This is a genomic window from Ruegeria sp. BB1 (genome assembly GCF_056539465.1).
This window is the reverse complement of the sequence record NZ_JBQFVB010000011.1, coordinates 86156-112046: the sequence shown is the minus strand read 5'-3', so window position 1 is coordinate 112046 and position 25891 is coordinate 86156. Positions and strand designations below refer to the sequence as shown.

26 protein-coding genes are annotated in these 25891 nt (G+C 58.5%); 10 read left to right on the top strand and 16 right to left on the bottom strand.

All coding sequences use genetic code 11. The annotated features are described in order from the left end of the window. The first annotated feature begins 1 nt into the window (after position 1). The 6 genes from ACR0AL_RS19040 (at position 2) to ACR0AL_RS19015 (ending at position 7457) form a co-directional block, all read left to right on the top strand. Positions 2–631: a glutathione S-transferase family protein gene (locus ACR0AL_RS19040; RefSeq protein ID WP_170351796.1), complete on the top strand. Its 630-nt coding sequence runs from the start codon at positions 2–4 to the stop codon at positions 629–631. A 110-nt stretch (positions 632–741) separates the two neighbouring features. Beyond that, positions 742–3144 carry a GcvT family protein gene (locus tag ACR0AL_RS19035; protein ID WP_480664281.1) on the top strand — a complete coding sequence of 801 codons (2403 nt, stop codon included), beginning with the start codon at positions 742–744 and terminating at the stop codon, positions 3142–3144. Then, on the top strand, positions 3144–4697 hold the full coding sequence (locus ACR0AL_RS19030; RefSeq protein ID WP_480664279.1) for a trimethylamine methyltransferase family protein: 1554 nt from the start codon (positions 3144–3146) through the stop codon (positions 4695–4697). The genes ACR0AL_RS19035 and ACR0AL_RS19030 overlap by 1 nt, the downstream gene beginning before the upstream one ends. After that, positions 4698–5372, top strand: a complete 675-nt coding sequence (locus ACR0AL_RS19025) for a TetR/AcrR family transcriptional regulator (protein WP_170351793.1) — start codon at positions 4698–4700, stop codon at positions 5370–5372. It abuts the gene before it with no gap. Beyond that, a complete protein-coding gene (locus ACR0AL_RS19020) occupies positions 5369–6673 on the top strand; it encodes an NAD(P)/FAD-dependent oxidoreductase (protein ID WP_480664278.1) in 1305 nt (434 codons plus the stop codon). The genes ACR0AL_RS19025 and ACR0AL_RS19020 overlap by 4 nt, the downstream gene beginning before the upstream one ends. A 52-nt stretch (positions 6674–6725) precedes the next feature. Beyond that, entirely contained in the window at positions 6726–7457 is a 732-nt protein-coding gene (locus tag ACR0AL_RS19015) for a hypothetical protein (protein WP_170351791.1), read from the top strand. Positions 7458–7470: 13 nt separating this feature from the next. Here ACR0AL_RS19015 and ACR0AL_RS19010 read toward each other — a convergent pair whose 3' ends face one another. Then, entirely contained in the window at positions 7471–7830 is a 360-nt protein-coding gene (locus tag ACR0AL_RS19010; protein WP_425081593.1) for a DUF3307 domain-containing protein, read from the bottom strand. Positions 7831–8074: 244 nt separating this feature from the next. Between ACR0AL_RS19010 and ACR0AL_RS19005 the strand changes: the two genes are divergently transcribed. Continuing rightward, complete coding sequence (locus ACR0AL_RS19005) at positions 8075–11071, top strand: ABC transporter transmembrane domain-containing protein (protein WP_170553786.1); 2997 nt, start codon at positions 8075–8077, stop codon at positions 11069–11071. Here the strand turns inward: ACR0AL_RS19005 and ACR0AL_RS19000 are convergent. The 9 genes from ACR0AL_RS19000 to ACR0AL_RS18960 form a co-directional block, all read right to left on the bottom strand. Then, positions 11068–11355 (bottom strand): ArsR/SmtB family transcription factor, encoded by a 288-nt coding sequence (locus ACR0AL_RS19000; RefSeq protein WP_170351829.1) that lies wholly within the window; start codon positions 11353–11355, stop codon positions 11068–11070. The genes ACR0AL_RS19005 and ACR0AL_RS19000 overlap by 4 nt on opposite strands. 113 nt (positions 11356–11468) lie before the next feature. Then, positions 11469–12701 (bottom strand): mandelate racemase/muconate lactonizing enzyme family protein, encoded by a 1233-nt coding sequence (locus ACR0AL_RS18995; RefSeq protein WP_480664276.1) that lies wholly within the window; start codon positions 12699–12701, stop codon positions 11469–11471. A gap of 24 nt (positions 12702–12725) precedes the next feature. Next, complete coding sequence (locus ACR0AL_RS18990) at positions 12726–13820, bottom strand: Zn-dependent alcohol dehydrogenase (protein ID WP_480664274.1); 1095 nt, start codon at positions 13818–13820, stop codon at positions 12726–12728. Positions 13821–13901: 81 nt separating this feature from the next. Then, positions 13902–15101, bottom strand: coding sequence for a TCR/Tet family MFS transporter (locus tag ACR0AL_RS18985; protein WP_480664272.1), 1200 nt, complete (start codon positions 15099–15101; stop codon positions 13902–13904). Between the two features lie 71 nt (positions 15102–15172). Continuing rightward, the gene (locus ACR0AL_RS18980; protein ID WP_170351786.1) at positions 15173–15895 is read right to left on the bottom strand and encodes an alpha/beta fold hydrolase; all 723 of its coding nucleotides are present in this window, start codon (positions 15893–15895) and stop codon (positions 15173–15175) included. A gap of 12 nt (positions 15896–15907) precedes the next feature. Beyond that, entirely contained in the window at positions 15908–16696 is a 789-nt protein-coding gene (gene pcaD, locus ACR0AL_RS18975; RefSeq protein ID WP_170351785.1) for a 3-oxoadipate enol-lactonase, read from the bottom strand. Between the two features lie 59 nt (positions 16697–16755). Then, a complete protein-coding gene (locus ACR0AL_RS18970) occupies positions 16756–17730 on the bottom strand; it encodes a threonine ammonia-lyase (RefSeq protein WP_170351784.1) in 975 nt (324 codons plus the stop codon). After that, positions 17727–18554, bottom strand: a complete 828-nt coding sequence (locus tag ACR0AL_RS18965; protein ID WP_480664270.1) for an alpha/beta fold hydrolase — start codon at positions 18552–18554, stop codon at positions 17727–17729. The genes ACR0AL_RS18970 and ACR0AL_RS18965 overlap by 4 nt, the downstream gene beginning before the upstream one ends. Next, positions 18554–19240, bottom strand: coding sequence for a haloacid dehalogenase type II (locus tag ACR0AL_RS18960; protein WP_480664268.1), 687 nt, complete (start codon positions 19238–19240; stop codon positions 18554–18556). The genes ACR0AL_RS18965 and ACR0AL_RS18960 overlap by 1 nt, the downstream gene beginning before the upstream one ends. A gap of 127 nt (positions 19241–19367) precedes the next feature. Here ACR0AL_RS18960 and ACR0AL_RS18955 point away from each other — a divergent pair, with 127 nt between their 5' ends. After that, positions 19368–19796 (top strand): FKBP-type peptidyl-prolyl cis-trans isomerase, encoded by a 429-nt coding sequence (locus ACR0AL_RS18955; protein ID WP_170351781.1) that lies wholly within the window; start codon positions 19368–19370, stop codon positions 19794–19796. Positions 19797–19819: 23 nt separating this feature from the next. Here the strand turns inward: ACR0AL_RS18955 and ACR0AL_RS18950 are convergent, their stop codons facing one another. Genes ACR0AL_RS18950 through fabA form a run of 4 tightly spaced genes read right to left on the bottom strand, consistent with a single transcriptional unit; the run spans position 19820 to position 22632 of the window. Next, positions 19820–20005, bottom strand: a complete 186-nt coding sequence (locus ACR0AL_RS18950) for a hypothetical protein (RefSeq protein WP_480648986.1) — start codon at positions 20003–20005, stop codon at positions 19820–19822. Between the two features lie 59 nt (positions 20006–20064). After that, entirely contained in the window at positions 20065–20856 is a 792-nt protein-coding gene (locus ACR0AL_RS18945; RefSeq protein ID WP_170378949.1) for an enoyl-ACP reductase FabI, read from the bottom strand. 5 nt (positions 20857–20861) lie between these two features. After that, positions 20862–22091: a beta-ketoacyl-ACP synthase I gene (fabB, locus tag ACR0AL_RS18940; RefSeq protein ID WP_170351778.1), complete on the bottom strand. Its 1230-nt coding sequence runs from the start codon at positions 22089–22091 to the stop codon at positions 20862–20864. A gap of 31 nt (positions 22092–22122) precedes the next feature. Beyond that, positions 22123–22632 (bottom strand): bifunctional 3-hydroxydecanoyl-ACP dehydratase/trans-2-decenoyl-ACP isomerase, encoded by a 510-nt coding sequence (gene fabA, locus ACR0AL_RS18935; RefSeq protein WP_480664266.1) that lies wholly within the window; start codon positions 22630–22632, stop codon positions 22123–22125. Between the two features lie 188 nt (positions 22633–22820). Between fabA and irrA the strand changes: the two genes are divergently transcribed. Beyond that, on the top strand, positions 22821–23237 hold the full coding sequence (irrA, locus tag ACR0AL_RS18930) for an iron response transcriptional regulator IrrA (RefSeq protein WP_170517682.1): 417 nt from the start codon (positions 22821–22823) through the stop codon (positions 23235–23237). Positions 23238–23239: 2 nt separating this feature from the next. Here the strand turns inward: irrA and ACR0AL_RS18925 are convergent, their stop codons facing one another. After that, entirely contained in the window at positions 23240–24130 is an 891-nt protein-coding gene (locus tag ACR0AL_RS18925; protein ID WP_480664263.1) for a LysR family transcriptional regulator, read from the bottom strand. Positions 24131–24217: 87 nt separating this feature from the next. Between ACR0AL_RS18925 and ACR0AL_RS18920 the strand changes: the two genes are divergently transcribed. Beyond that, a complete protein-coding gene (locus ACR0AL_RS18920; RefSeq protein WP_480664261.1) occupies positions 24218–25015 on the top strand; it encodes a phytanoyl-CoA dioxygenase family protein in 798 nt (265 codons plus the stop codon). Between the two features lie 7 nt (positions 25016–25022). Here ACR0AL_RS18920 and ACR0AL_RS18915 read toward each other — a convergent pair whose 3' ends face one another. After that, on the bottom strand, positions 25023–25886 hold the full coding sequence (locus tag ACR0AL_RS18915; RefSeq protein ID WP_480664259.1) for a hypothetical protein: 864 nt from the start codon (positions 25884–25886) through the stop codon (positions 25023–25025). Positions 25887–25891: the final 5 nt, after the last annotated feature.

Genomic DNA, 25891 nt, shown 5'->3' with positions numbered 1-25891 from the left:
CATGCTGTTCTACGATTGCAAGACCGCCCCGAACCCACGCCGGGCTCGAATGTTCATCGCAGAAAAAGGGCTGGAGGTCGAAACCCGCGAGGTCTCGATCGGCAAAGGCGAACAGCTGAGCGATGCGTTCAAAGCGATCAACCCGAACGCGACCCTTCCTGTGCTGATCACGGATGAGGGCACGGCACTGACCGAGAACCTTGGCATCGCGGCCTATCTCGAGGCCCGATTTCCCGAGCCGCCTTTGATGGGGCGCACCCCGGATGAAAAAGGGCTGGTTTTGATGTGGAACAGTATCGTTGAACAGCAAGGCGGCGCGCCCATTGCCGAAACTTTGCGCAACACGCATCCCGCCTTTGCCGACAGGGCGATTCCTGGTCCGGTGAATCACGCTCAAATTCCTAAACTGGCGCAACGAGGTGCCGCGCGGGTTGGATATTTTTTCGATCTGTTGGAAAGGCGATTGGCGGAAAGTCCCTATATCGCCGGGTCTGAGTTTACGCTGGCTGACATCTCAACATTTGTCTTTGTTGACTTTGCCCGAGTGATCAAGACGCGAATACCGCAGGAAAATTCGGCAACGCTGACTTGGTTCGAAAAGGTCAGCACACGGCCCAGCGCGCAGCTTTAAACCAGAGAAATTCGTCGAACAATCTGGTGCGGGTAGAACTGTACAGAAATGTCTAGACAGAAGTGAACAGTGGGTCTAGCGTTCTGCCCAAGCCATGTTGGGAGGGCAGGATGAAATCTCAGTACCGTGTTGTGGTTATCGGGGGCGGCGTTGTGGGCGCCTCGGTTCTGTATCACCTGGCCAAGTTCGGCTGGTCGGATGTGGTGATGCTGGAACGGCGGCGGTTGGCATCGGGATCTTCCTGGCACGCTGCCGGAGGGGTTCATGCGTTGAACGCTGACCCAAATATGGCCTCGCTGCAGGCGTATACCATCGATCTGCTTAGTGAGATTGAAAAGGAATCGGGTCAGAATATCGGTATGCACATGACCGGTGGCCTGACGTTGGCTGGAACGCCCGAACGGTGGGAGTGGTTGCAGGCGAACTACCGTATTTTTCAGTCTATCGGCATTGAGGATTGCGAGTTGCTGTCTCCGGAAGAGGCGCAGCGCCGTTGCCCGATCATGTCCACCGACGGCGTGCTGGGTGCTATGTGGGCGGACCGCGAGGGCTATATCGACACGACCGGCACGGTGCAGGCTTATGCAACGGCGGCCAGAAAACGTGGTGCCGAGTATTACGAAGAAACCAAGGTTGAGGAGCTGATCCAAACCACGGATGGTTGGCAGGTGGTGACCGACAAAGGCACGATCACTTGCGAACATGTGGTCAATGCGGCTGGGCTTTGGGCCAAACAGGTGGGCCGCATGGCTGGCATCGAACTGCCGGTCTCGCCGCTTAAACACCACTATCTGATTACCGACACGGTGCCTGAAGTGGCGCAGGCGGATTTCGAGATGCCGATGACCGTCGACCTCGAAGGGTTCACCTATATGCGGCAGGACCAGAAGGGCGTCCTTGTTGGTATCTACGAGATTGATCACGAACACTGGGCCATGGACGGCGCACCGTGGAATTACGGCGAAGAGCTGTTCCAAGAACAGCTGGATCGGATTGAAAACGAACTGACGCTGGGCTTTGAGCGATACCCGTCGATTCAGAACGTGGGGATCAAGACGTGGGTAAACGGGGCGTTTACTTTCTCGCCAGATGGTAACCCGCTGGTCGGACCCGTTCCGGGCAAGCGCGGTTATTGGTCGGCCTGCGCGGTGATGGCCGGGTTCTTGCAGGGCGGCGGCGTTGGCAAAACATTGGCCGAGTGGATGATCCATGGCGAGCCTGAGGCGGATGCATGGCCGATGGACGTGGCGCGGTATGGTGATTTCGCGCAGAACAAACGCTATATCCGCGAAACCACCGGGCAGTTCTATTCCCGCCGTTTCGTAATGACCTACCCGAATGAGCAACTGCCCGCGGGCCGTCCGCTGAAGATGGCGCCCGCCCATGACGCAATGACAGAGGCCGGCTGCAAATGGGGTGTTAGCTGGGATCTGGAAGTGCCGCTGTATTTCGCGCCGAAAGGGTTTGAGGAAACACCGACGCTCAAACGATCAAACGCTCACGACATCGTGGCCGAGGAATGCAAGGTGATCCGCGAAGGCGTCGGCCTGTTGGATATCTCGGGCTTTTCGCGGTTTGAGGTCAGCGGCCCCAATGCTGAGGTTTGGCTCGATAAGGTCATGGCATCGAAACTCCCCGCGCCGGGCCGTGCCAAATTGGCCCCGATGCTGGGCGAGGACGGGCGGCTCAAAGGGGATCTGACCGTTCTTAACTGGGGCGACGACACCTGGTGGATCATGGGCAGCTATTATCTGCGCGCCTGGCATATGCGCTGGTTCGACGATCACATGATCGACGGTGTCAATATCCGTGATCTGGGCGAAGAGTATTGCGGTTTCGCTGTGGTAGGGCCGAAATCGCAGGCAGTGGTCGAGAAACTGGCGGAACAGGATATCTCGGGTCTTGGGTTCATGGGCTGCGATGAATTCGATATCGGCCTTGTTCGCGCCCGCGTCGCGCGTATGTCGGTGACAGGCGAAAAAGGCTATGAGATCAACTGCCGTTATGGCGATCATATTGCGCTGCGCCGGATGCTGCTTGAGGCCGGGGAGGATGAAGGTATTCGCGAATGCGGCTTCAACGCGATGCTGTCGACGCGGCTGGAAAAAAGCTTTGGTATCTGGTCGGCGGAGTTCACCCAGGCCTACACGCCGGGGATGACAGGAATGGATCGCTGGATTGACTGGGATAAGGATTTCGTCGGCAAAGACGCCGCATTGGCCGAGCGTGACAGAAACGGCCCGGCGCAAGTGCAAGTAACGCTGGAAATAGACGCGCTGGACGCTGACGCCAGCGGGTACGAGCCGATCTGGTCGGGCGAAGACCGAGTGGGTTTCGTAACTTCGGGCGGCTATGGGCACTATACCGGCAAGTCGCTGGCAATGGCTTTGGTCAACCGCGACAAGGCTGCCCCGGGCACCGAGTTGTCTGTGCATGTGGTTGGCGTTGAACGTCCCGCGCGTGTGATCGCGCCGTCCCCATACGATCCGAACGGTAAGGCGATGAGGGGCTGATGGTGATCTCGCAAACATCCGAGCGCGGCAGGCGGCGTCGTGGACGCGGTGCAGACGCCGCGCCTGCCCCAAGTCGCGATGTGAATTACCGCCAGCTGCGTAATCCGTTTCCATTGATGGAAGTATTCCCGGCGGAACAGATCGTCGATATGCACGAAACGGCTCTGCGGACGCTTCAGGAGCTGGGGATCAAGGTTCTGCTGCCTGAGGCGCGCCAAATTTTCGACAAAGCAGGCGCGCGGGTGGAAGAAGACAGTGAAATGGTCTTCATCGGTCGAGAGATCGTTGAGGCCGCCATAGCGTCAGCCCCCAAGTCTATCAATTGCCGTGCTGGCGCGCGCCGTCGTGATTTCACGCTGGAACTGGGCAGTCTTGTGTTTCAACCAGGGGCAGGGGCTCCGAATGCCACTGATCTGGAACGGGGGCGCCGCCCTGCGACGGGGCAGGACTATCTGGATTTTTTGAAACTTACGCACCACTTTGATGTGTTCCAGATGATTTCGCCGCAGGTCGAACCACAGGACGTGCCGACCCACCTGCGTCACTATTTCACCACGCAGGCGCAGATGGAGCTGACTGACAAGTTCCCGTTCTTCTACTCTCGCGGAACGCCGCAGGTGATGGATTGTTTTGAGATGCTGACCACTGCGCGTGGCCTGCCGGACGATGAATTCCGCGCCACCCCGCACAGCTATACGATCATCAATACCAACAGTCCGCGGACGTTGGATATCCCTATGGCGCAAGGTCTAATCGACTTTGCCCGCCACGGTCAGATGTCGATTGTCACGCCGTTCACGCTAATGGGGGCGATGGCACCCATTACTGTGGCCGGGGCGATTACGCTGTCTCATGCCGAGGCTTTGGCAGCGGTTACCCTGACCCAGCTAACCAATCCCGGCGCGCCGGTGTGTTATGGGACCTTCACCAGCAACGTGGACATGAAATCGGGGGCTCCAGCGTTTGGGACGCCTTCGCATTTCCAGGCGTCTCTGGCGGCGGGGCAGTTGGCGCGGCATCTGGGCCTTCCGTGGCGGTCCGCCGCCGGGTCGGCGTCGAATGTAAACGACGTTCAGGCCGCGAATGAAAATCAGTTTGGCCTTTGGGGGTGTCTGATGGCCGGGGCCACGGTGATTATCCATTCGGCCGGGTGGCTGGAGGGTGGATTGACGGTCTCGTTCGAAAAGATGATCTGTGACGCCGAAGTGCTGAATATGGTGGCCGAGCTGTGTGCTGGCGCACAAGCGGGCACGGCCGAGATCGGTTATGACACCGCCCTGCGAGAGGTTGAACCCAGCGGGCATTTCTTTGCCTCCAGCCAGACGATGGAGCGCTACAATACCGAATTCTACGAGCCCCATGTGCATGACTATGCCAATTTTGGCACCTGGACCGAGCGCGGATCAATCGACGCCAATCACCGTGCAACGGACTTTTGGAAGACCATCCTGAACGATTTCAAAGCCCCTGCCGGGGACAGCGACAGGTTGGGTGACTTGCAGGACTTCATCGCACGCCGTACGGCTGAAGGCGGCGCACCGCCGGAGAGTTGAATGAACACAAAACCGATCCTGCATAGGGACGATCCCAAGGCCGAACCGCTGGTCGGCAACATCAAGGTCACGCGCGACGACTGGCTGAACGTGGCGATGGACGTGCTGATCTCGGACGGGGTGGACCAGATCAAGGTTCTGAACCTGGCCGAGCGGATGGCCGTGTCGCGATCATCTTTCTATTGGTATTTCAAGTCCCGGCAGGAATTGCTGGACGCGCTGCTGGCTCGCTGGCAGGCAACCAATACGGCGGCGCTGGTTGCGCAGGCCGAAGAACCTGCCGATACCATCACCGCTGCGGTTTGCAATGTGCATCGCTGCGTGGTGAACACGGACCTCTTCGATACGGCGCTGGATTTCGCCGTGCGCGACTGGGCACGCAAGTCAGGCAAGGTGCGACGAGCCCTGGATCAATCGGACGCGCGGCGGCTTGAGGCGTTGCACGCCATGTTCGCGCGGTATGGGTATCCCGAGATCGAGGCCGAAACCCGCGCGCGCGTGTTGTACTACATGCAAATCGGGTACGATCTGGCGCAGTTGAATGAGCCGATGGAAACGCGGCTGTCGCTGGTGTCGCATTACCTTTACGTCTTCACCGGAGTCGAACCCAGGCCCGAAGAAGTCGAAGAATTCAGTGCCTATTCAAAGCGCTATTGGGAGGGAGCAACAGAATGAGTCAACCAGACGCAATTATCATTGGCACGGGTGTCATCGGCGCGGCCATCGCGTTCGAGATGGCCAAGGCCGGGTGGAAAACTCTGTCGTTGGACCGCAATGCTCAGGTCGGTCACGGCTCGACCGCCGGGTCCTGCGCGATCATCCGGATGCATTATTCGACCTTTGATGGCACGGCCTTTGCGTGGGAAGGCTATCACTATTGGCGCGACTGGGCCGAATATCTGGGCCTGCCAGCAGATGCCAATCTGGCGAAGTTTCGTGAAACCGGATGTCTGGTGATGAAGACCGAAGCCAACGGGATGCTGGAAAAGCACATGAAAAACAGTGCGGATCTGGATTGCCCGTTCGAAGATTGGTCGCCTGAAAAAATCACGGAGCGTCTGCCGGTTTATTCATTGGACAGCTTCACCCCGCCCAAACGCATGGAGGACCCGGAATTTGGCCAGCCGAACGGGCGCAAGATGCAGGGCGGCGTGTTCTGGCCGCAGGCCGGATACGTTACCGACCCGGCCTTGTCGGCGCAGAACCTGATGGATGCCGCCAAACAGCATGGGTCAGAAGTGCGCACCGGGGCCGAGGTGGTCGAAATTCTGACGGAAGGTGGTCGCGTGGCCGGGGTCAAACTGGCCTCGGGCGAGGAAATCCACGCCAAGGTCGTGGTAAACGTCGCTGGACCAGGATCAGCGATTATCAACAAGATGGCTGGCGTATTGGATGACATGACCATCGAAACCCGCCCTCTGCGACAGGAAGTGGTTCACGTCCCCGCGCCCGAGGGATTCGATTTCGAAAATGACGGTACTATCGTGTCGGACAGCGATATCGCGTGTTACTGCCGCCCTGAACATGGCAATCATATCCTCGTGGGTTCAGAAGATCCCGAATGCGATCCGCATCAGTGGTGCGAGGATGACGTACACTACAACCACGACTTCACCGACCAGTGGACAACGCAGGCGATGCGCTATGCCCAGCGGGTGCCCAGCCTTGGCATCCCGTCCAAAACCCGTGGGGTGGTTGATCTGTATGATGCGTCGACCGATTGGATTCCGATCTATGACAAATCCAGCCTGCCGGGGTTCTACATGGCCTGCGGCACCAGTGGAAACCAGTACAAGAACGCGCCGATCGCAGGAAAGATGATGACGGCCCTGATCAACTATTGCGAGGGTGGGGCGGATCACGATGCGCAGCCATTGCAGTTCGAGCTGCCCTATATCAAGCGGATGATCGATGTTGGGTTCTACTCGCGTAAACGTCCGATCAACGAAGAAAGCAGTTTTTCGGTTCTGGGCTAGCCTGCGTGCAAAACTGCTCTAGTCTTTCCAGGAACCGTTTGTGGGGTCCTGGATGACTGAACCATCGAACCGAGTTCTGATACTGGGCAGCGCGCCCGGCGCCTTGGCCGCGCAAGGCTGGGCGCGCGATCCCTTTACCCATATTGTCGCGATCAATAACGCCTGGCGCATCCGGCCAGATTGGGACATTCTGATCCACCCCGAAGATTTCCCGATAACAAACCATCCAACTGGACTTGCCCCGCATCAGCGGATCATCACGGCGCAGGACTATGTACCGGCGCAAAATGGGTTTGGTGGGTTTGTCTACGCTGGCGGAACGATGGCGTTTACCGCGGGCTATTGGGCCTTGGCGGCGCTAAGGCCTGCGGTGCTGGCCTTTTTCGGCTGTGACATGATCTACCCGGATACCGGGAAGACGCATTTCTACGGAACCGGTCAGGCTGATCCTTTGCGTACGGATATCACTTTGCGGTCGCTCGAGGCTAAATCGGCGCGCCTGGCGCTGTTTGGTGCAGAGCAGGGATGTCAGGTCGTCAGGCTGTCAAAAGGGGAGAGCCGCCTGCTGTTTCCGTCTGTCGGGATCGGTGATCTTGTAAGAGACGACTTACCCGAAACCGACGCGATGCAGACCATTGTCCAGTCTGAAAATGAGCTGGGCTATCACGTGCCTTCGGGGCGGTACTGGGAAGTTGCGGACAGGTTCGACACTAGCAAGCTTGATGCGTTGGACCAGCAATGGCTGGCAGCCTATCGCGCGTCGGCCTTGATAGATTTCGCCTGAAACGGCCAACAGATCAGGTGGCGAATTTCGCCCAGGCCCAGACCATCGCGATATAGGTCAGGTTGTGCATCAACTGGTCCAGACCCGCAGCGCGCCAAAAAGCAGCCTGTGTTGGCATCAGTTTTTTCTTGTCAGAATAACTGGCTTTGGCAAAATCGATGTTGAAATGTACGAACCATTCCAGGGCGGCAATTATAAGAATAAAAGCCCAAGGCGCACCGAACAGCACAAAGACAATAACGGATCCGATAACATGTACGCCGGCATGTTGCGCGCGACCCCAGTGAAAATACTCACCACGACCCGATAGCATTTTGGGTGTCTGAAGGTAGAAATCCGCGAACATATGTTTGATCTGCAACAAGCAGAGCATCAACAACACTGCGCCCAAGCTGGCGGTCAAATTGTTTCTCCCGATATCGTCCTAAAGCGAACTCTAGGGGCTAAACTGGTGCGGCGCAAATAAACTAGATCACACATGGCGAATTAATGTGCAAACTGGAAACTATTTGCGTCAGTGGTCACGAATGCTGTAAATTCAGCGTGTTGGATGCGCCGCAATTTCTTCAAGATCGGATCGGTGATTCAAAACAGGGGCAGGATCCATAGAACGTTCGATTTTCCGGTTTATTTGGAAGTACTCAAAACGCGATCAGCTAATTCTGCTGGCCGTGACGTCAACGCTGTTCCCGCTGCTGTATCTGACACTGGAATTGCCCAAGCGCATTATCAACGATGCCATTGGTGCAGCCAGCCCGATTGTGGATGTTCTGGGGTATCAGGTACCGCAAACCACATTCCTGATTATTCTGTGCGGCGCGTTCTTACTGGCGGTGCTTGCGCATGGCCTGATGAAGATGCGCATCAATACCATGAAGGGCGTGCTGAGCGAACGGATGCTGCGCCGGTTCCGCTATCAGCTGATCAACCGCGCCCTGCGGTTCCCTCAACCGTATTTCGAGCGGGTCAGCCAGGGTGAAATGGTGTCGATGATCACCGCCGAAAGCGAGCCTATGGGTGGGCTTATGGGCGATGCGATCAGCCAACCGGTTCTGCAGGCGGGACAGATGATCACGATCCTGTCGTTCCTGTTCCTGCAAAGCGTCTGGTTCGGGCTGGCCGCTGTGGCCTTGATACCGCTGCAGGCGTGGCTGATTCCCAAGCTGCAGCGTCAGATCAACTTACTGAACAAGAAACGCATTCAGGAAGTTCGCGTGCTGGCCGCGCAGATTGGCGAGAATGCCGCCGGGGCCTCGACCCTGCGGGCCAATGGCGGCTGGCGTTATCGCCGGGCGATGATCTCGGATCAATTGGGGCGGCTGTATGGCATTCGCTTCGAGATCTACCAGAAAAAATTCTTTATGAAGTTTATCAACAACTTCATCTCGCAACTGACGCCGTTCATGTTCTATCTGATTGGCGGACTTCTGGTGTTGCAGGGCTCGGTCTCATTGGGGGCGCTGGTGGCGGCGTTGGCGGCGTATAAGGACCTGAGCTCGCCCTGGAAAGAGCTGCTGACCTACTACAACCAGACGCAGGACATGTCGCTGCGCTGGGACGTGGTGATCGAACGTTTTGCCCCGCCGGGAATGCCCGATGAAAAGCTGTTCGAAGGCGAGCCCGAAACGCGACCTCATCTGAATGGGGATATCGCGCTGGATCGGGTCTCGGTTCGGGATATGGATGGCAATCAGGTTTTGGATGATCTGAACCTTACCTTTAAAGGCGGACAAACTGTTGGGATTGCGGCCCCCAGCGAAGAGGACCGGCGCGCCGTTGCTGAGTTGCTGACGCGGGAAATCCTGCCCAGCGCGGGTCGGGTCGAGATTGGTGGCGAAAACCTGTCGAACCTGCACCAGAGTGTGGTGGCCGCGCGCATCGGCTACGCCTCGTCACGCCCGGTCATGTTTCAGGGGACGTTGGGCGACAATGTGATGATGCCGATGCGTCAGAGGCCGCTGACAACGCAGTCCGACGACCCGGATTTTGCTGAGACACAGCGGGCAGGCAACAGCGCCGATCCGTATGATGCCGAGTGGCTTGACCCGTCTCAGGCCGGGTTGGACAGCCCCGACGCGCTGCGCGATTGGTGGTTACACCTGATCGATGGCATGGGGTCGGGGGCGGCTTTGTTCCAGCGTGGATCAGAGCAAGTGTTTGATCCGATTGAACACCCGGAATTGGCCAGCAAACTGGTCGAGCTGCGCCCCTTGGTCCAGCAGGCGGTGCAAAAGGCTGGGCTGGAACAACAAGCTTTGGTGTTTGATCGCGACACCTACAACCCGGCCTTGCCGGTGGTGGAAAACCTGCTGTTCGCCACGCCGCGTGTGCCCGTCACGCAGGAATTGCTGGCGCGTCAAACCGTCTTTTTGGGACAACTGCGCGAGTTGGGGTTGGACGAAACACTGGTTGGTCTGACCCGCGATGTGATCGAGATGCTGCGTCAGATCTTTGGTCTGGACGGCACCGACCACCCGCTGTTCCGCAAGCTAGGACTTGAGGCGCAAACCTATGAGGCCGCGCTGGAACTGGTCGAGCGGACCAGGAATGAGGGCGTATCCGGTCTGGATGACGAACAACTGGCCAATCTGCTGGCGGTGCCATTCGTGATTTCGGCGGAACAGATTGGGCCTGCCTTTACCGATGAGTTAAAGAACCGAATCCTCGAACTACGTCACAGCCATTCCGAGAAATTGCTGGGGCGGTTGCATGACGTTTTCGTCTCGCTGGACAAAACGGCATTTGCGCCGGGTCTGACCGTTATGGAAAACGCCCTGTTCGGCAAAGTCAGTCAGATCGGAGGCGGTCGTTCGGACGAGGCGCGTAAGCTGATTGTCGATGTGCTGGACGAAAACGGCGCGCGCCCGCTGGTGGTCGAACTGATTTATGACGTCCCGGTCGCAATCGGTGGTCAGAACTTGCCCGCCGTTTTTGCCGAACCACTGGCCTTTACCCGCGCGACGATCAAAAAGCCGGACATCCTGATCCTGGAAAACGCGCTCGCCAGCTATGACATGGCGACACAAGTTGCTGTTTACAAAAACCTGCGTCAGTTGCTGCCCGACACGACAGTCATCTATCTGAACGACCAGTTCGAAAATCCGGATGTATTCGACATGTTTGTCGAAATCCGGCAAGGTCGTGTGGTCTCAGACGGAGGGTATGATGCCGTGGAAGAGGATAGCGCCGCCTCAGCCGATCTGGCGCGCAAGCTGCGCGCATTGGAACAGACGCCGCTGTTTTCCGGTCTTGACCGCAGGCAGTTGCGCCTGCTGGCCTTTGGTGCGCGCTGGTTCGATGCCAAGCCGGGCGAGGTTGTGTTTCTGAAAGATGACCAACCCACCGATGGGGCCTATGTGGTGCTTGAAGGCGAGGCCGGGCTGTACCTGCCGCAGATGGAAGGCCCGGATCAACTGATCACAAAGGTGGGGCCGGGGGCACTGGTGGGGGAACTGGGGCTGATCCGCAAGGAGCCCCGCGCCCTGAGCATGATTGCCGAGACGGAACTGTCCTGCTTGCGGATCGGGGAAGAGGAATTCCTGGCGGTGGTCGAAAACGATGCCGCTACCGCATTCAAGCTGATGCAGGTGATCGCTGGGTACGTTTCGAACTAGATCTTGGGCTTACAGAACAATTCGTAAAGCAGCCCGATGACCTGCGCGGTGTTGCCGTCCTGCAGCGAGTAATAGATGGTCTTGCCGTCTCTTCGCGTGGACACCAGCCGTTCCTGCCGCAACCGAGCCAGCATCTGGCTGACGGCGGCCTGCCGGATTTGCAGCAGATCCTCTAACTCACCCACTGATTTTTCGCCGTCGCCCAGATGGCACAGGATCATAAGCCGGCCTTCATGGGCCAGTGTTTTCAGAAACGCCGCAGCCCGCGCGGCGCTTTCTTTCATGTCCGCGGGGTTTTCAGAATGTGCGCCTTCGGTGTCTTGGGCTTTGGGGGTCACACGCAGCCTGTTTGTTCGCAATAGGGTTGGACCAATATGCCCTGAAACCGGTTTGGTTGTCACCCCTCGGTCGCTGGTGCACCCCCTTGAAAGGCGTTGCCGTTGACATAGTCGCAAGGTTCTTCCTGCATTTGCAAATGCAGCCCGTCGCCGGTGTAGGGATGCGCACGGGCCAGGTCCTCGTCCACCTCGATCCCAAGGCCGGGTGTGGTTGGGGCGGTCACGAAACCATCATCGACACGCAAAGTGCCTTTGATCAGCTGATCGTGGAAAGGCGTTTCGATGGTCTCCAGCAGCAACAGATTTGGGATCGACGCGGCCAGATGGATATTTGCGGCCCACTCGATTGGTCCGGCATATAGATGCGGTGCCATTTGGGCATTGAACACCTCGGCCATGGCGGCGACCTTCTTCATCTCCCATATGCCACCAGCGCGGCCAAGGGCGGGTTGCAGGATTTCGGCAGCCCCGGTACGCAGTACCGCGCCGAATTCGGCCTTGGTGGTCATACGTTCTCCGGTCGCGACAGGGATGCGGACGTTGCGGGCGACGCGGGCCATATCCTCGATCATGTCGGGCGGGGTGGGTTCTTCAAACCACAGCGGAGAGTAGGGTTCCAGCGCCTGACCCAACCGGATTGCGCCTGCGGTGTTGAACTGACCATGGGTGCCGAACAGCAGGTCGGCCCTGTCCCCCACGGCCTCGCGGATCGCTTTGCAGAACGCGACCGACATTGAGATATCGGACATCGCAGGCATATGCCCGCCGCGGATCGTGTAAGGGCCTGCCGGGTCGAATTTCACCGCGGTGAATCCCCGCCGTACCATCTCGGCCGCGCACTCACCGGCCTGATCGGGTGAAGTCCAGAAATCGGACAGATCATGTTGCGGCAGGGGGTAAAGGTAGGTGTAGGCCCGGATGCGCTGGTTCATCACCCCACCCAGTAAGGCATAGACCGGGCGGTTACGATCCTTGCCCAGAATGTCCCAACAGGCAATTTCAAGCCCCGAAAACGCGCCCATGACAGTCAGATCGGGACGCTGAGTAAAGCCGCTGGAATAGGCACGGCGGAACATCAACTCGATGTTTTCGGGATTTTCGCCCAGCATATGCCGTTCGAACACGTCCCGGATCACGTGCTGCATCGCGTCGGGACCGACGGATGAAGCATAACATTCCCCCCAGCCGGTGATCCCGGTATCTGTCGTCACTTTGACTAAAATCCAGTACCGTCCACCCCAGCCCGGCGCAGGTGGGGCGGTAACGATGATGTCGAGGTCCTGCAGTTTCATCCGGTGTCCTCCCCTTGGATGGCGTCAGCCCCTGTCGAACAGGATCACGTTGCGCTTGGCGGATCCGGTTTTGGTGTCTTCGATTGCCTCGTTGATCTGATCCAGGGACCACCGGCCCGAGATCAGCTCGTCCAGTTTCAGCCTCCCCTGTTTATACAGGTCGATCATCCACGGGATATCGCGCTGAATGACCACGTCGCCCATTTTCGAACCCACCATGCCCTGACCCAGCGCGGCCAGAACCACTGGTTCATAGCTGGACATATCGCCCGAATGCGGCATGCCGATCATGATCGCCCGGCCGCCCCGACCCAAATAACGCGGGGCCTGATCATAGGCCGGAATTGCACCGACGGTGATCAGAACCGCATCCGCGCCGCGCCCACCCAGTGCCTTGAAGGCGGCTTTCCACGGTTGATCCTGACTGGCCAGCACGCCATGCGTCGCGCCAAATTCCATGGCGATGTCCAGCTTTTCCTCGGTCATGTCGACGGCCACAATCCGACGGGCCCCAGCGATACGGGCCCCCTGAATGGCGTTTAACCCGACACCACCCGCGCCGATGACCACCACATCCTGACCAGGGCGTAGCTTCGCGGCATTCACCGCCGCACCAACCCCGGTAATCACTCCGCAGGACAGGAGGCTGGCCACGTCTTTCGGCATCTCAGCAGGAAGTTTCACGATTTGCCTGTGGCTGACGACAACCTTTTCGGCAAAGGCACCGCAAGCCATCGCCTGATCTAAGGGACCACCGTCCACTGTCTGCAACGGTCCTTTGACGGTGTCGTAAGGCGTTTCGCAGATGGTTGGCTGGCCGCCTGCGCAAGACGGGCAGGACCCGCAGGCGCGGATTAGGGTAACAACTACTGGGTCGCCAACCTTGAAACCCCCAGCCTCGTTGCCAATCGCGGTGATCACTCCGGCGGCTTCGTGGCCATAGACGGCAGGCAAATGCCCACCCCATGCCCCGCTAGCAAAGGTGATATCGGAATGGCAGATCGCCACGGCCTCAAGTGTCACTTCGACCTCGCCCGCGCCCGGCGGTGCCAGCAAGACGTCTTCGATGACCAGAGGTTCGTCAAACGCCCGGCAGACGGCGGCTTTGATGGTTTGCATGTGGTCCTTCACTCCCTTTTGATCACGGTGGCGCGGGAAACTGCATGTCGCAAGACGGAAACCGTCATCCAGGCGTCGTTGTTACGCCACGACAGGGCGCGATCGCAAAAATAAGGCAAATCCGACGACCATCAAAACCAGGGCCAGCAGGAATGGCGCGCCGGGCAGGTAGATCGCCGCGTCAGGATTGGCAAAATGAGCGAACACGCTAGTCATCACCAGTGGCGAAATCACCATCGACAGCGCGTGCAGCGAGGTCAGCACACCCTGCAACTCACCTTGTTGCGAATCCGGGGTTGCGCGGGATGTCAGGGCCTGCAGGGCAGGGGTCACCACCGCACCGACTGCGGTAATCGGGATCAGCATCAGAGCGATGAAGCCATTGGTCAGGAAAGCCAACAGCAGAAAGCTGACAACTTCGAAAGCCATACCGTAGATGATCGTTACCCTCTCACCCAGGTACCGGGTCGCGGGGCGGATCAGGCCACCTTGTACAGCGGCCATGCCGATCCCGTACACGCCCAGTGACAGACCGATCATTTGGGGTGACCAGCCAAAGCGCTCGGTTGTGAAATAGGCCCAGATTGCGGGGTAAACGTAGATGGACACCGAGTAGAGGAAATAGACCCACAGCATCGGGCGGATGCCGGGTAAGGATGCGATGGCACGCAAAGAATTGACCGGATTGGCGCGGCGCAGGCTGAAGGCCCGGCGGGTTTTGTCGGTCACCGTTTCCGGCATGACCAGAAGGCCCGCCAGAAAAGTCAACGCGGACAAGGCGGCTGCCGCCCAAAAAGGCGCGCGGGTTCCGTATTCGCTCAGCAACCCACCGATAACTGGGCCCAGCACAAACCCCACCCCGAAGGCGGCACCCAGCAGGCCAAAATTCGTCGCCTTTTCGTGCGGTTTCGAGACATCCGCCATGAACGCCGCCGCCGTGGCATGGGTGGCCGCGGTGATGCCACCCACGATGCGCCCGACCAACAGCAACCAGATGCTGCCGGCAATCGCCATCACCACATAGTCCAGCGACATGACGAACAAGGACACCAACAGCACAGCGCGCCGGCCATAGGCGTCGGATAGGTTGCCCAGAATTGGCCCAAATACAAATTGCATCGCGGCAAAGGCGGTGCTGAGCACACCGCCCCAGATCGCTGCGTCGGCCAAAGTGCCGCCCTGAACCTCGATGATCAGCTCTGGCATGATGGGCAACACCAGACCGATGCCCATGGCGTCGATCATCACCGTGCCGAGTACGAAGAGAAAAGGTAGACGCATAGAAACCGCTCGCGAGATTCGCCCGGACCCTATCACGCTTCGTTCACCTGTGAAGCACCTGTAACGTCAGGTCATGCCGCCGGTAATTTTTGTTCCAGATCGTCCAGAATTTCGGACAGAAGGCGGGGATGAGAGAAGAACGGAGAATGCGAGCTGTTGATTGTTGTCCGCAAATCTTCGGGCGCGACGTGGCTCATCTGTTCTTCGTATTCCCTTGGGATCGTATGGTCGTCCGTCGCGGTGATGTAAGCCTTGGGGACGCGCGCGAAATTATCTGCAACGGACAGCGGGGTTTCCTGCGGTGCGATGGGCTGAGGGCACATGCGCGCAAGGGCATAGGGTACGGTTTCAGGTGCGCAATCGTGATAAAACAAATCTTGCACCATGTCTGGCCTGAACGTGTAGGACAGGCAATCGGTGGATTTTTCGACGGCATCAACGACCAGTTGGCGCGGGGCCCTTTTGCGCATCTCAATCATCGAAAGGCCGTCTTGCGGAACATATGCGCACAGATAGATCAGGGCCCGCATTGCGTTCGGGGCCGCCTCGGCGGCGGCGCTGATGGGATAGCCGCCCCAGGAATGGCCAACGAGGATCGTTTTTGGAGTCGAAGCCGAAAGAACTGCATCTCGGCAACTGTCCAGCGTGACATCGGCAATCGGTGTCGGGTCCGAGCCGTGGCTGGGCAGGTCAATTGCGCGCGCCGTGTGACCCAGTGCCGTCAGGGCGGGAATGACATCACGCCAGCACCATGCGCCATGACACGATCCATGGATCAACAGAAAATCTGCCAAAACAGTGCTCCTTCAAATATGTCCAATATCGGTCAGAAAATTACGCAGCAGGGCGGCGTATTCCGCCGGTTGTTCAACACAGGGCAGGTGACCGGCCCGGCGCATCAATTCGAATTTCGAGCCAGGGATAAGTTCAATGGTTTCGCGCACCAGATCCGGAGGGGTCGAGCCGTCCTCGCTGCCGGCAATGCCCAGCGTCGGCAGGCGCAAACCGCTGGTGGGGGTGTAGAAATCCGTGCCCGAAATCGCCGCGCAGCAACCCAGATAACCGTCAACGGGCTGTCGCACCATCATGTTGCGCCACAGCAAGTGTTCCGGCTCTGAGCGGAAACTTTTGGAAAACCACCGTTCCATCGTCGCATCGGCCAGCGCTTCGATACCGCCTTGGCGCACCGCATCCAAACGGTCCTGCCAGATTGAAGGGATGCCGATCTTGGCGGCGGTGTTCGACAGGACCAGCGCGCGGATTTGATCCATACGCTTTACCGCCAATCCCTGCGCGATCAAACCGCCGATGGACAGGCCGACAAAGACGCAATCGCGAACGTCCAACAGATCCAGCAATGCCTCGGCATCGCGCACCAGCGCGCCCATGGAATACGGGGCAGGCGGTTGTGACGACAGGCCATGCCCGCGCTTGTCATAGCGAATGATCCGTAAACCGGCAGGCAGAAGCGGCAGCATCGCGTCCCAAAGGCGCAGGTCGGTTCCTAGCGAGTTGGCAAAAACAATGGGTGCGCCGTTTGGATCACCATCGACGCGATAGTGCAGCTGCACTTCTCCAATATCTGCGATCTGCATGACACAATCCCCTGTCGTCATACTTTAAGGAATCAGGTTGACCCAAACATTGATCAATGTCAGGTCAGGAATTCCAGCGCTTTTCCAAAGACTTCCGGGTCCACATTTCCCCCCGAGGCCACGACGATCACCGCGTCGCCTTCGATTTTTTCCTTGTGGAAAAGGGCAGAAGCCAACGATACCGCGCCGCCCGGTTCTAGCACGATTTTCAAACGCAGAAAGGCCAGAGCCATCGCACGCATGGCTTCCTCTTCAGTGACCGACAGTCCCGGACCACACAAGCGGCTGAGAATTGGAAAGGTAATCTGTCCGGGCTGCGGCGTCAGGATCGCGTCACAGATATTGCCCGCAGTTTCAGCATTGGCCTGAATCTGACCGCTGGCCAATGAGCGTTTGACGTCGTCGAACCCTTCGGGCTCACAGGGGCGGGCGCGCAGACCGGGTGCGTGACCTTCCAACGCCAGAGCGATCCCTGAAGTCAGCCCGCCGCCACCGCAGCAGACCAAAACATCGCCTTGCTTAACGCCCATTTCGGCGGCCTGCCGAACAAGCTCCAGCCCGGTGGTGCCCTGACCGGCAATTACCTGCGGTTCATCATAAGGGCGGATCAGGGTCAGGCCGCGTTCGGTGGCCAGGGATTCGCCAATCTCTTCGCGGCTTTCGTTTGTGCGATCATACAGGACGACCTCACCCCCCAGCGCGCGGGTGTTGTCGATCTTCAACTGGGGCGCGTCCGAGGGCATGATGATCACTGACGAAATGCCGTGCCGCGCTGCCGCCAAAGCCACGCCTTGCGCGTGATTGCCCGAGGAATAGGCGATCACGCCGCGCTGTCGGTCCTGTGCGTTCAGCGCCGAGATCGCCGACCACGCGCCACGGAACTTGAAGCTGCCCGTATGTTGCAGGCATTCGGGCTTTACCAGCACCCGACGACCGGCCAGGTCATCCAGGAACGGCGAGGTGAGCAGCGGTGTTTCCCGAACGTGACCCCGCAGCCGATCGGCGGCGGCTTCGATCATCTCCAAAGTGCTCATACGGTATCCAATACTTTGCGCATAAGGGCTAAAGACTGCGGTTCGTCCAGAAACGGCACATGGCCGCGATCCGGTATTTCTGCCGAGATAAGATCGGGGTGACGTTTGTGCATTTCGACCAGCGTATCCTTGCCGAGAACATCCGAATTTGCGCCCCGAATGACACCTGTCGGAATATCGCGCAAGGCTTCGAAGAACATCCATAAATCCGGAAATTTGCCGGCAGCGGTTTGTTCCAATAATGCAGTGCGCAAGGCCGGATCATAGCGCAACGTCAGGCCATCGTCGGTCAGTTCGAATTGGATTTCCGCCTGCTGCCGCCACCGGTCCAGCGAAACCCCGGAGAATTGCTGTTCCATCACCTGCTGTAAGATTTTCGCGGCCTCGTCATAGGTTTTTGAAGTCGGCTGTTTGCCTACATAATCCATGATCTTGGCTATACCTACAGGGTCGATCACAGGGCCGACATCATTCAGAATCACCCCGGACAGCCGTTCGGGATGACTGACGGCCAGCGCCATGGCAATCAACCCACCGCGCGAAGTGCCTAAGACAACCGCACGGTCCAATCTGAGATGATCCAGCAGTTCGATCACATCAAGGGATTCGCGAACGATGTTATAGTTCATGTAGTCCGGGTCATGATCCGATTGCCCGCGCCCCCGGTAATCCATCGTGATCATCCGCACATCGGTGATATGTGGCGCCAGGAACGCGAAATCCTGGCTGTTGCGGGTCAGCCCAGCAAGGCACAGCACCGGAGTACCGGCACCGATGTCATCGAAGAAAAGGCGCCTGTCATCAGACGTGGTGAAAAAAGCCATTAAACTCCGGCCAGTTGAGGGATCGTTGTCAGGTCGGACAGAACATGTGCGGGCGTCCATGGCAAGCGATCCATTGGCTCATCTGCACGATTAACCCAGGCGGTTACGAACCCGTACCCGCTGGCCCCGGCGGCGTCCCACCCGTTCGAGCTGACAAAAAGTACCTCGTTACGGGCACAGTCGAAACGCTGCTGCACCAGATCGTAAACACTGGAATGAGGTTTGAAGACGCCAACACTTTCGACTGACAGCACGTCGTCCAGTACGCCGCCGATTCCTGCCGATTGCACCGCACCATCCAGCATGGGCGGCGACCCGTTGGACAGAATCGCGGTGTTCAGACCGCCCTCTTTCAGGGCGGTCAGCATCTGGGGCACTTCCGGATAGGCCTGCAATTCCCAATACAGGTCCAGCAGACGTTGGCGCAGGGTGGGATCGCCCTCAAGCCCGGTGGCGTCCAACGCCCAGTCCAGCCCGTCTTGCGTGACATCCCAGAAATCGGCATGGGCAACGGTGATCGCGCGCAGCCAAGTGTATTGCAACTGTTTCAGCCGCCAATGATTTGCCAATTCGGGCCATTTCTGTTGCAACTTCTCGAACCCGGACTCGGATGCGGCTTGCCGCGCGGCGGCGGCAACGTCGAACAGCGTGCCGTAGGCATCGAATACGCAAGTGGTGATCGGCATCAATTCCCCTCCCTCATTCGCGCGCAGGTTGGCACAAGTGATGCAGGCACAAAAGGGGGGAGGGTTTACAATAGCGCGTTACCCCCTAGGGTTGGCCGCTCAATTTCTTAACGGCCGGAGGCCACCTATGACCGAGATCAAACAAGGCGACACGGTTCGCATCCATTACAAGGGTACTTTGCTGGACGGAAACGTGTTCGACAGTTCCGAAGGGCGCGACCCGCTGGAATTTGTGGTTGGGTCCGGTCAAATCATTCCCGGTCTGGATACGGCCATGCCCGGTCTGACAGCGGGCGAAAAAAAACGAGTCGAGATTGCCTGCGTGGATGCCTATGGCCCGATCAATCCGGCGATGCGGCAGCAGATCCCCCGCGAAGGGATACCAGATGACATCCCGCTTGAGCCCGGCACTCAGCTACAGATGCAGACACCGGATGGGCAAGCGCTGCCTGTGACGGTGGTGGAGGTGGATGACGCAACCGTCACGCTGGACGCCAATCACCCGTTGGCCGGTCAGGATCTGATTTTTGATATCGAGGTTGTTTCAATCAACTGACAACTGTGGGCCAGCGTGTTGGATCAGCCTGAAATCAGGCTGGTCCAGGATGTGAGAGTGCTGCGGACTTCTGCCTGTGTGAAGAACACAAACAGCATCAGCAGCGTGGTCAGGGCCAGCAATGCGATCCGGCCGCGTTGCCCCAGAAAACCCGATTTGCGCCGGGATGCCCGTGTGGTGGTGGCGATGATTTGTTCTGCTTTGCTCATGCCGCTATCACTGCCCGGAAAAGATGGTTAAATCTTGGCGCGGACAGGGAAAGATCAGGTCACATGTGATCGGGTTGTGGCATGCCCAGAACGTGGAAGCCACCGTCCACCCGAATGATCTCGCCCGAGGTGCAAGACCCCGCGTCCGAAGTCAGGTAAACTGCAGTGCCACCGACGGCTTCGAGCGTTGCGTTCGCGCGCATCGGTGCGTTCTGATCGCAGAACTTGTAGGTCTTGCGCGCGCCGCCGATGGCCGCACCTGCCAGCGTTTTCATTGGGCCGGGTGAGATGGCGTTCACTCGGATGCCTTCGGGGCCCAGATCATTGGCCAGATAGCGGGTCGCCGATTCCAGCGCCGCCTTGGCCACGCCCATGACGTTGTAGTTCGGCACGACCCGGTTCGAACCCTGATAGGTCAGCGTCAGCAGTGAACCGCCATTGTCCTTCATCAACGGGTAAGCGCGGCGCGCAACCTCGATAAACGAATAGGCAGACACATCCATGGAGTGTTTGAAATTCGCCCGCGTGGTGTTCAGAAACCGGCCGGTCAGTTCGGATTTATCCGAATAGGCGATCGCGTGAACTACGAAGTCGATGCTAGGCCAGCGCGCGCCCAGCTCATCGAAAGCACGGTCCAAAGATTCGTCGTCGGTGACATCCGCATCCACCATGAAATCGCTGCCCAGGCTTTGCGCCAATGGCTCCAGCCGCTTACCGAACGCTTCGCCCTGATAGGTGAACGCCAGTTCTGCGCCGGCTTCGTGCATGGCCTTGGCAATGCCCCATGCAATCGAGCGGTCATTTGCCACGCCCATGATCAGGCCGCGTTTGCCCTTGAGAGTATCCGACATCGTATTCACCCGTTATACTTTGACAGAACCATGGACCCGTTGGTGCCACCAAAGCCGAAGCTGTTGGTCATCACGCTGTCCAAGCCTGCGTTTTCAACTACTTGAGTTGCAATTTCACCGGGCAGGATGCCTTCGGCAAGTGTGTCGACGTTGATCGACGGAGTAATGAAATCATGGTGCAGCATCAGCAGGCAGAACACCGCCTCAAGCGCGCCTGCAGCACCCTGTGCGTGGCCCGTCATCGACTTGGTCGATGAAATCGGGGGCACGTTGCCTTCGCCAAAGATACGGCGCACGGCCTCAACCTCACCCACGTCGCCGACCGGGGTCGAGGTGCCGTGGGCGTTGATGTATCCGACCTTGCGGCCTTCGGGAAGTGTCGACAGGGCTAGACGCATCGCGCGTTCGCCACCCTCACCAGACGGGGCTACCATGTCGTGGCCGTCCGAGGTCGCGGCATAGCCGGTCACTTCGGCATAAATCTTGGCGCCGCGGGCCAGCGCGTGCTCCAGATCCTCAAGCACGACGATGCCGCCGCCGCCCGAAATCACGAACCCGTCGCGATTCTGGTCGAACGCGCGCGAGGCTTTGTCGGGCGAGTCGTTGTATTTCGAGGACATTGCGCCCATCGCGTCGAACAGGCAGGATAGGGTCCAGTCTAGTTCTTCACCGCCGCCGGCGAACATAACGTCCTGTTTGCCCAGCATGATCTGTTCGGCCGCGTTGCCGATGCAATGCAGCGAGGTCGAACAGGCCGAGGTGATCGAATAGTTGATGCCCTTGATCTTAAACGCGGTTGCCAAGTTCGCGGAAATCGTCGAGCACATGCATTTTGGAACCGCAAAGGGGCCGATGCGCTTGGTTGCGCCGGTTTTCAGCACCGTCTGATGCGCGGTCAGCATGGCGCTGGTCGACGGGCCGCCCGATCCGGCGACTAGCCCGGTGCGTGGGTTTTGAACCTGATCCTCGGTCAGGCCTGAATCTGCAATTGCCTGGGTCATGGCAATATGGGCATAGGCCGCGCCGGGCCCCATGAAGCGCAGGGTGCGCTTGTCTACATGCTCGGATACATCAATATCCAGCGATCCGGCGATTTGGCTGCGAAAGCCATGTTCGACCATCTGCTCATTGGCCACGATGCCGGATTTACCGGCCTTGAGTGAGGCCAGAACCTCTTCGGCATTGTTCCCGATGGAAGAGACAACCCCCAGACCGGTGACAACTACTCGACGCATGTGCGTGCTCCTTATTTCAAGCTAGTCCGGCTTAGGCTTCGGACAGAACGACTTTCATATCTTTGACGTCGTAAATCATTTCGCCGTCCGCTTCGACGATACCATCTGCCACGCCCATCGTCAGGCGGCGAGTCTGGATCGCTTTCTTGAAATCAATCTTGTAGGTCAGCATTTTACGGTCCGGGCGCACCATGCCGGTCAGTTTGACCTCGCCCACGCCTACGGCCATGCCGCGCCCCTGCCAGCCACGCCAGCCCAGGTTGAAGCCGGTAAGCTGCCACAGACCGTCCAGCCCAAGACAGCCAGGCATGATTGGGTTGCCGGGGAAGTGGCAGTCAAAGAACCACAGGTCCGGGGTAATATCGAATTCGGCCAGCACATGGCCTTTTCCGTGCGCACCGCTATCTTCCGAAATGTCGGTGATGCGGTCCATCATCAGCATCGGCGGAGCAGGTAGCTGCGCGTTACCGGGGCCGAATAACTCGCCACGGGCGCATTTCAGCAGATCGTCTTTGTCAAAGCTGCTCGGGAATTGGGCCATTCTGCCGCCTCTCCTGCCAGGGGTCCGTTTATCTAATCTGGCCTCACCTAGCACCCGTATGCAAGGTCCTGCAAGAGCGGTCGCCCACATCATGTTGTGTTCAGGGCATTCTTTGCGAATGAATTTCATTTGAAATTGCCTAGCCGGAACCCTTATATATAGTTCAGAAAAGAACAGGTATCGGATTCATGACACCTCAGAGCCGAAACATAGCGACTTCCTGGTTGGTTGACGCAGGATTACGCCCGACGCGTCAGCGCGTTGCCTTGGCCGAATTGCTGGTGGGCGACGGCAAACATCGTCATGTCACAGCCGAAAGCCTGTTTGATGCGGCCAAGAAGAACGGCGATGCTGTTTCGCTTGCGACCGTGTACAACACCCTGCGCGCGTTTTGCGACGCCGGGGTGCTGCAGGAAATCACGGTGGACGGGTCAAAAAGCTATTTCGACACCAACACCCATGATCACCCCCACTTTTTCTGGGAGGATGAAAGCCGCCTAAGCGATGCGCCCTCGGATCAATTGGTGATTCAGCGCTTACCCGAGGCACCCGAAGGGGTTGAAATCGCATCGGTCGACGTCGTGATCCGCCTGCGGAAAAAATAATCTTACGGTTTTAGATCAGATAGGGCCTGCTCGGCGGTCGCAATCTTCGTGTCCGAGGGGCCAGTGCCATGTCGTGCCAGCACCACGGGTTCTGCCGTAAATGGGTCCGAAACGGGCAGGCTTAGCAAGGGCATCCCATCATAACTGGTATGGGCGGGGGGATTGGCATAGCTGATCGCAACCCCTTCGCCATGTGCCGCAAGGCTGCGCTGAATTTCCAACGAGGCCGCGCGATGTGCGACCGTTGGGTTTTCCCCGATCTGGCGAAACAGCCCCAATACATGCTGTGCCGACAACCCTTCCTCTGACAGGATCAGATGGTAGGCCGCCAGGTCCTGAAGGGAAACGTCGCTGTGTGCGGCCAAGGGATGATCCGGCGCCAGCAGAGCATGCGGCATGCTTGTGAACAGCGTCTGCTGGGTAAAACCTGCATCCATGCTGAGCCCATAGGTCAGGGCAAGGTCAATCCGCCCGTCAATCAGGCCCGAGATCAGCCCTTCGAAACTGTCTACCCTGTAGGTGATTGCAACGTCCGGCATCTGCACACGCAACTGGCGCAAGGCGCGTGAAAGCAGGAAGGGCGCCAGATCAACAAAACACCCCAGCCGCAACCGGGTCTTACCCACGTCTCTATCAGTGGCATTTTCCAACCGGGCGGCACTGGCCAGCAGCGCCTCGGCCTCATCAATGAAACTGCGGCCCTGTGGTGTCAGCGCCATGGCTGCTCCGCGCCTGCGGGCGAACAGGGGATAACCCAGCTGTTCCTCGACCCGCGTCAATGCGTTGGACAGCGCAGGTTGCGAGACATTCAGGTGCAGTGCGGCGGCGGACAGGCTGCCATGCCGCCCGATGGCGCAGACATATTCATATTGGCGCAGGGAAATATATAACATGAAGTTAAGTCTACCTTTGAAAGATATTACTTGAACAGAGGACTTTGTCATGTGCAGATCACACAACCCTACGGCACGGAGACTGACATGACGCACCCTCTGGTCACGCAAGAGATGATCGACACTTTCCAGCAGGACGGCGTGGTCCTGATCAAGGGACTTTATACCGGTCACGTCGAAGCGCTGCGCGAAGGCGTTGCCGCGAATATGGCAGAACCCGGCCCGTACGCGTCAGAAAACAAGAAACAGGGCGAGACCGGTCTGTTCTTTGACGATTACTGCAACTGGTCGCGGATTGATCAGTTCCGGGATGTGATCGAAAACTCTCCGGTGGCCGAGGTTGCTGCGGATCTGATGCAGTCCGAAACCGTGCAGATGTTTCACGATCACGTTCTGGTCAAAGAGCCCGGCACCTCAATGGCGACACCGTGGCATCAGGATGGTCCATACTACTTTGTCGAGGGGCAGCAGACCATCAGCTTCTGGTCGCCGCTCGACCCGGTTAAAAAAGCAACGCTGCGCTGCGTGGCGGGGTCACACCGTTGGGAGAAAGAGGTGTTGCCGACCCGCTGGGTATCGGAAGAAGGGTTCTTCCCCGACGAAGGCCAGTACATCCCCGTTCCGGATCCGGATGCCGAGGGCATGAAGGTTGTGGAATTCGAAATGGAGCCGGGTGATGCAGTGGCGTTCAACTATCGCACGCTGCACGGCGCGCGCGGTAACCAATCAGACAGCCGCCGTCGGGCGTTTTCGCTGCGTTTGGTCGGGGATGATGCACGGTATGTGGAGCGTCCAGGCCGGACTTCACCGCCGTACCCTGGCCATGGCATGACGCCTGGTCAACGCCTGCGCGAGGATTGGTTCCCGGTGCTGCTAAGACGCTAGAACGGGCTCAAAACCACTGGCCCGATTCGATCAGTCCGAGTTCGAGCAATTGGCCGGATTTCCACTGAAATGGCACCGAGTTGTGCCAACAGAAACTTGGAATGTCGAAGGTGGACCCCGCGTTGGTCTTCAACGCTTTGGCGGCGCGGAACGAACACACGGCTGCCGTCATATTGTGATGCCAAGGGCAGGAATAGGTGTTGTATTCCGGCTCGTTAAAGGTGTGGTCTGGCCGCAATTCCAGCCCCTTGCGCGATTTGAACAGAGCAATCCGGTCGATGCGGCGGCGTTCATAAGGGATGTGATCTTCGAACCGCCAGCGCAGGCCGCCGGACATGTCGAGCTGCCTCTCGACCGGGTGGCCTTCGGCGTCATGGCGGGTGTGGGCGTAATACCCTGTGCTGTCCAGCATGGCGTGATCCGGGGCGACGCCGTTTGGAAACGTGTTCAGGTCATCAGCATAAAGGTCGACGACATGGCTGAGCATCGCGTCGCGGCGTTCCTCGGCGTGGAAGGCCAGCAATTCGCCCACCGTGCGGGTCTCGCAAAACGGAAAGAACAGGTACTCGGCGTTATAGCAATAATACATCCAGATACCCGGCGCGGCCTGAATGATCCTGTTGATTGTGTCGAATGCAACTGTGCTGGGTATACAGGTCAGGGTGACCCTGTGGATGCGGTCAGACAATTCAGAACCCAGCGCGAAATCCTGCGGCATGAAGGCAATCACGGACTTAAAGCCCAGATGCAGATGGTGCCGGAGCGTGCTGTCGACCTCGACATTGTCTTCAACAAAGATCAGCGCGACAGGGCCCTTGGCCAGGGCGGATTTGCCTGAGGTGAGGAAATCGTCGAGAGAGTCGTATTGCATTGCCT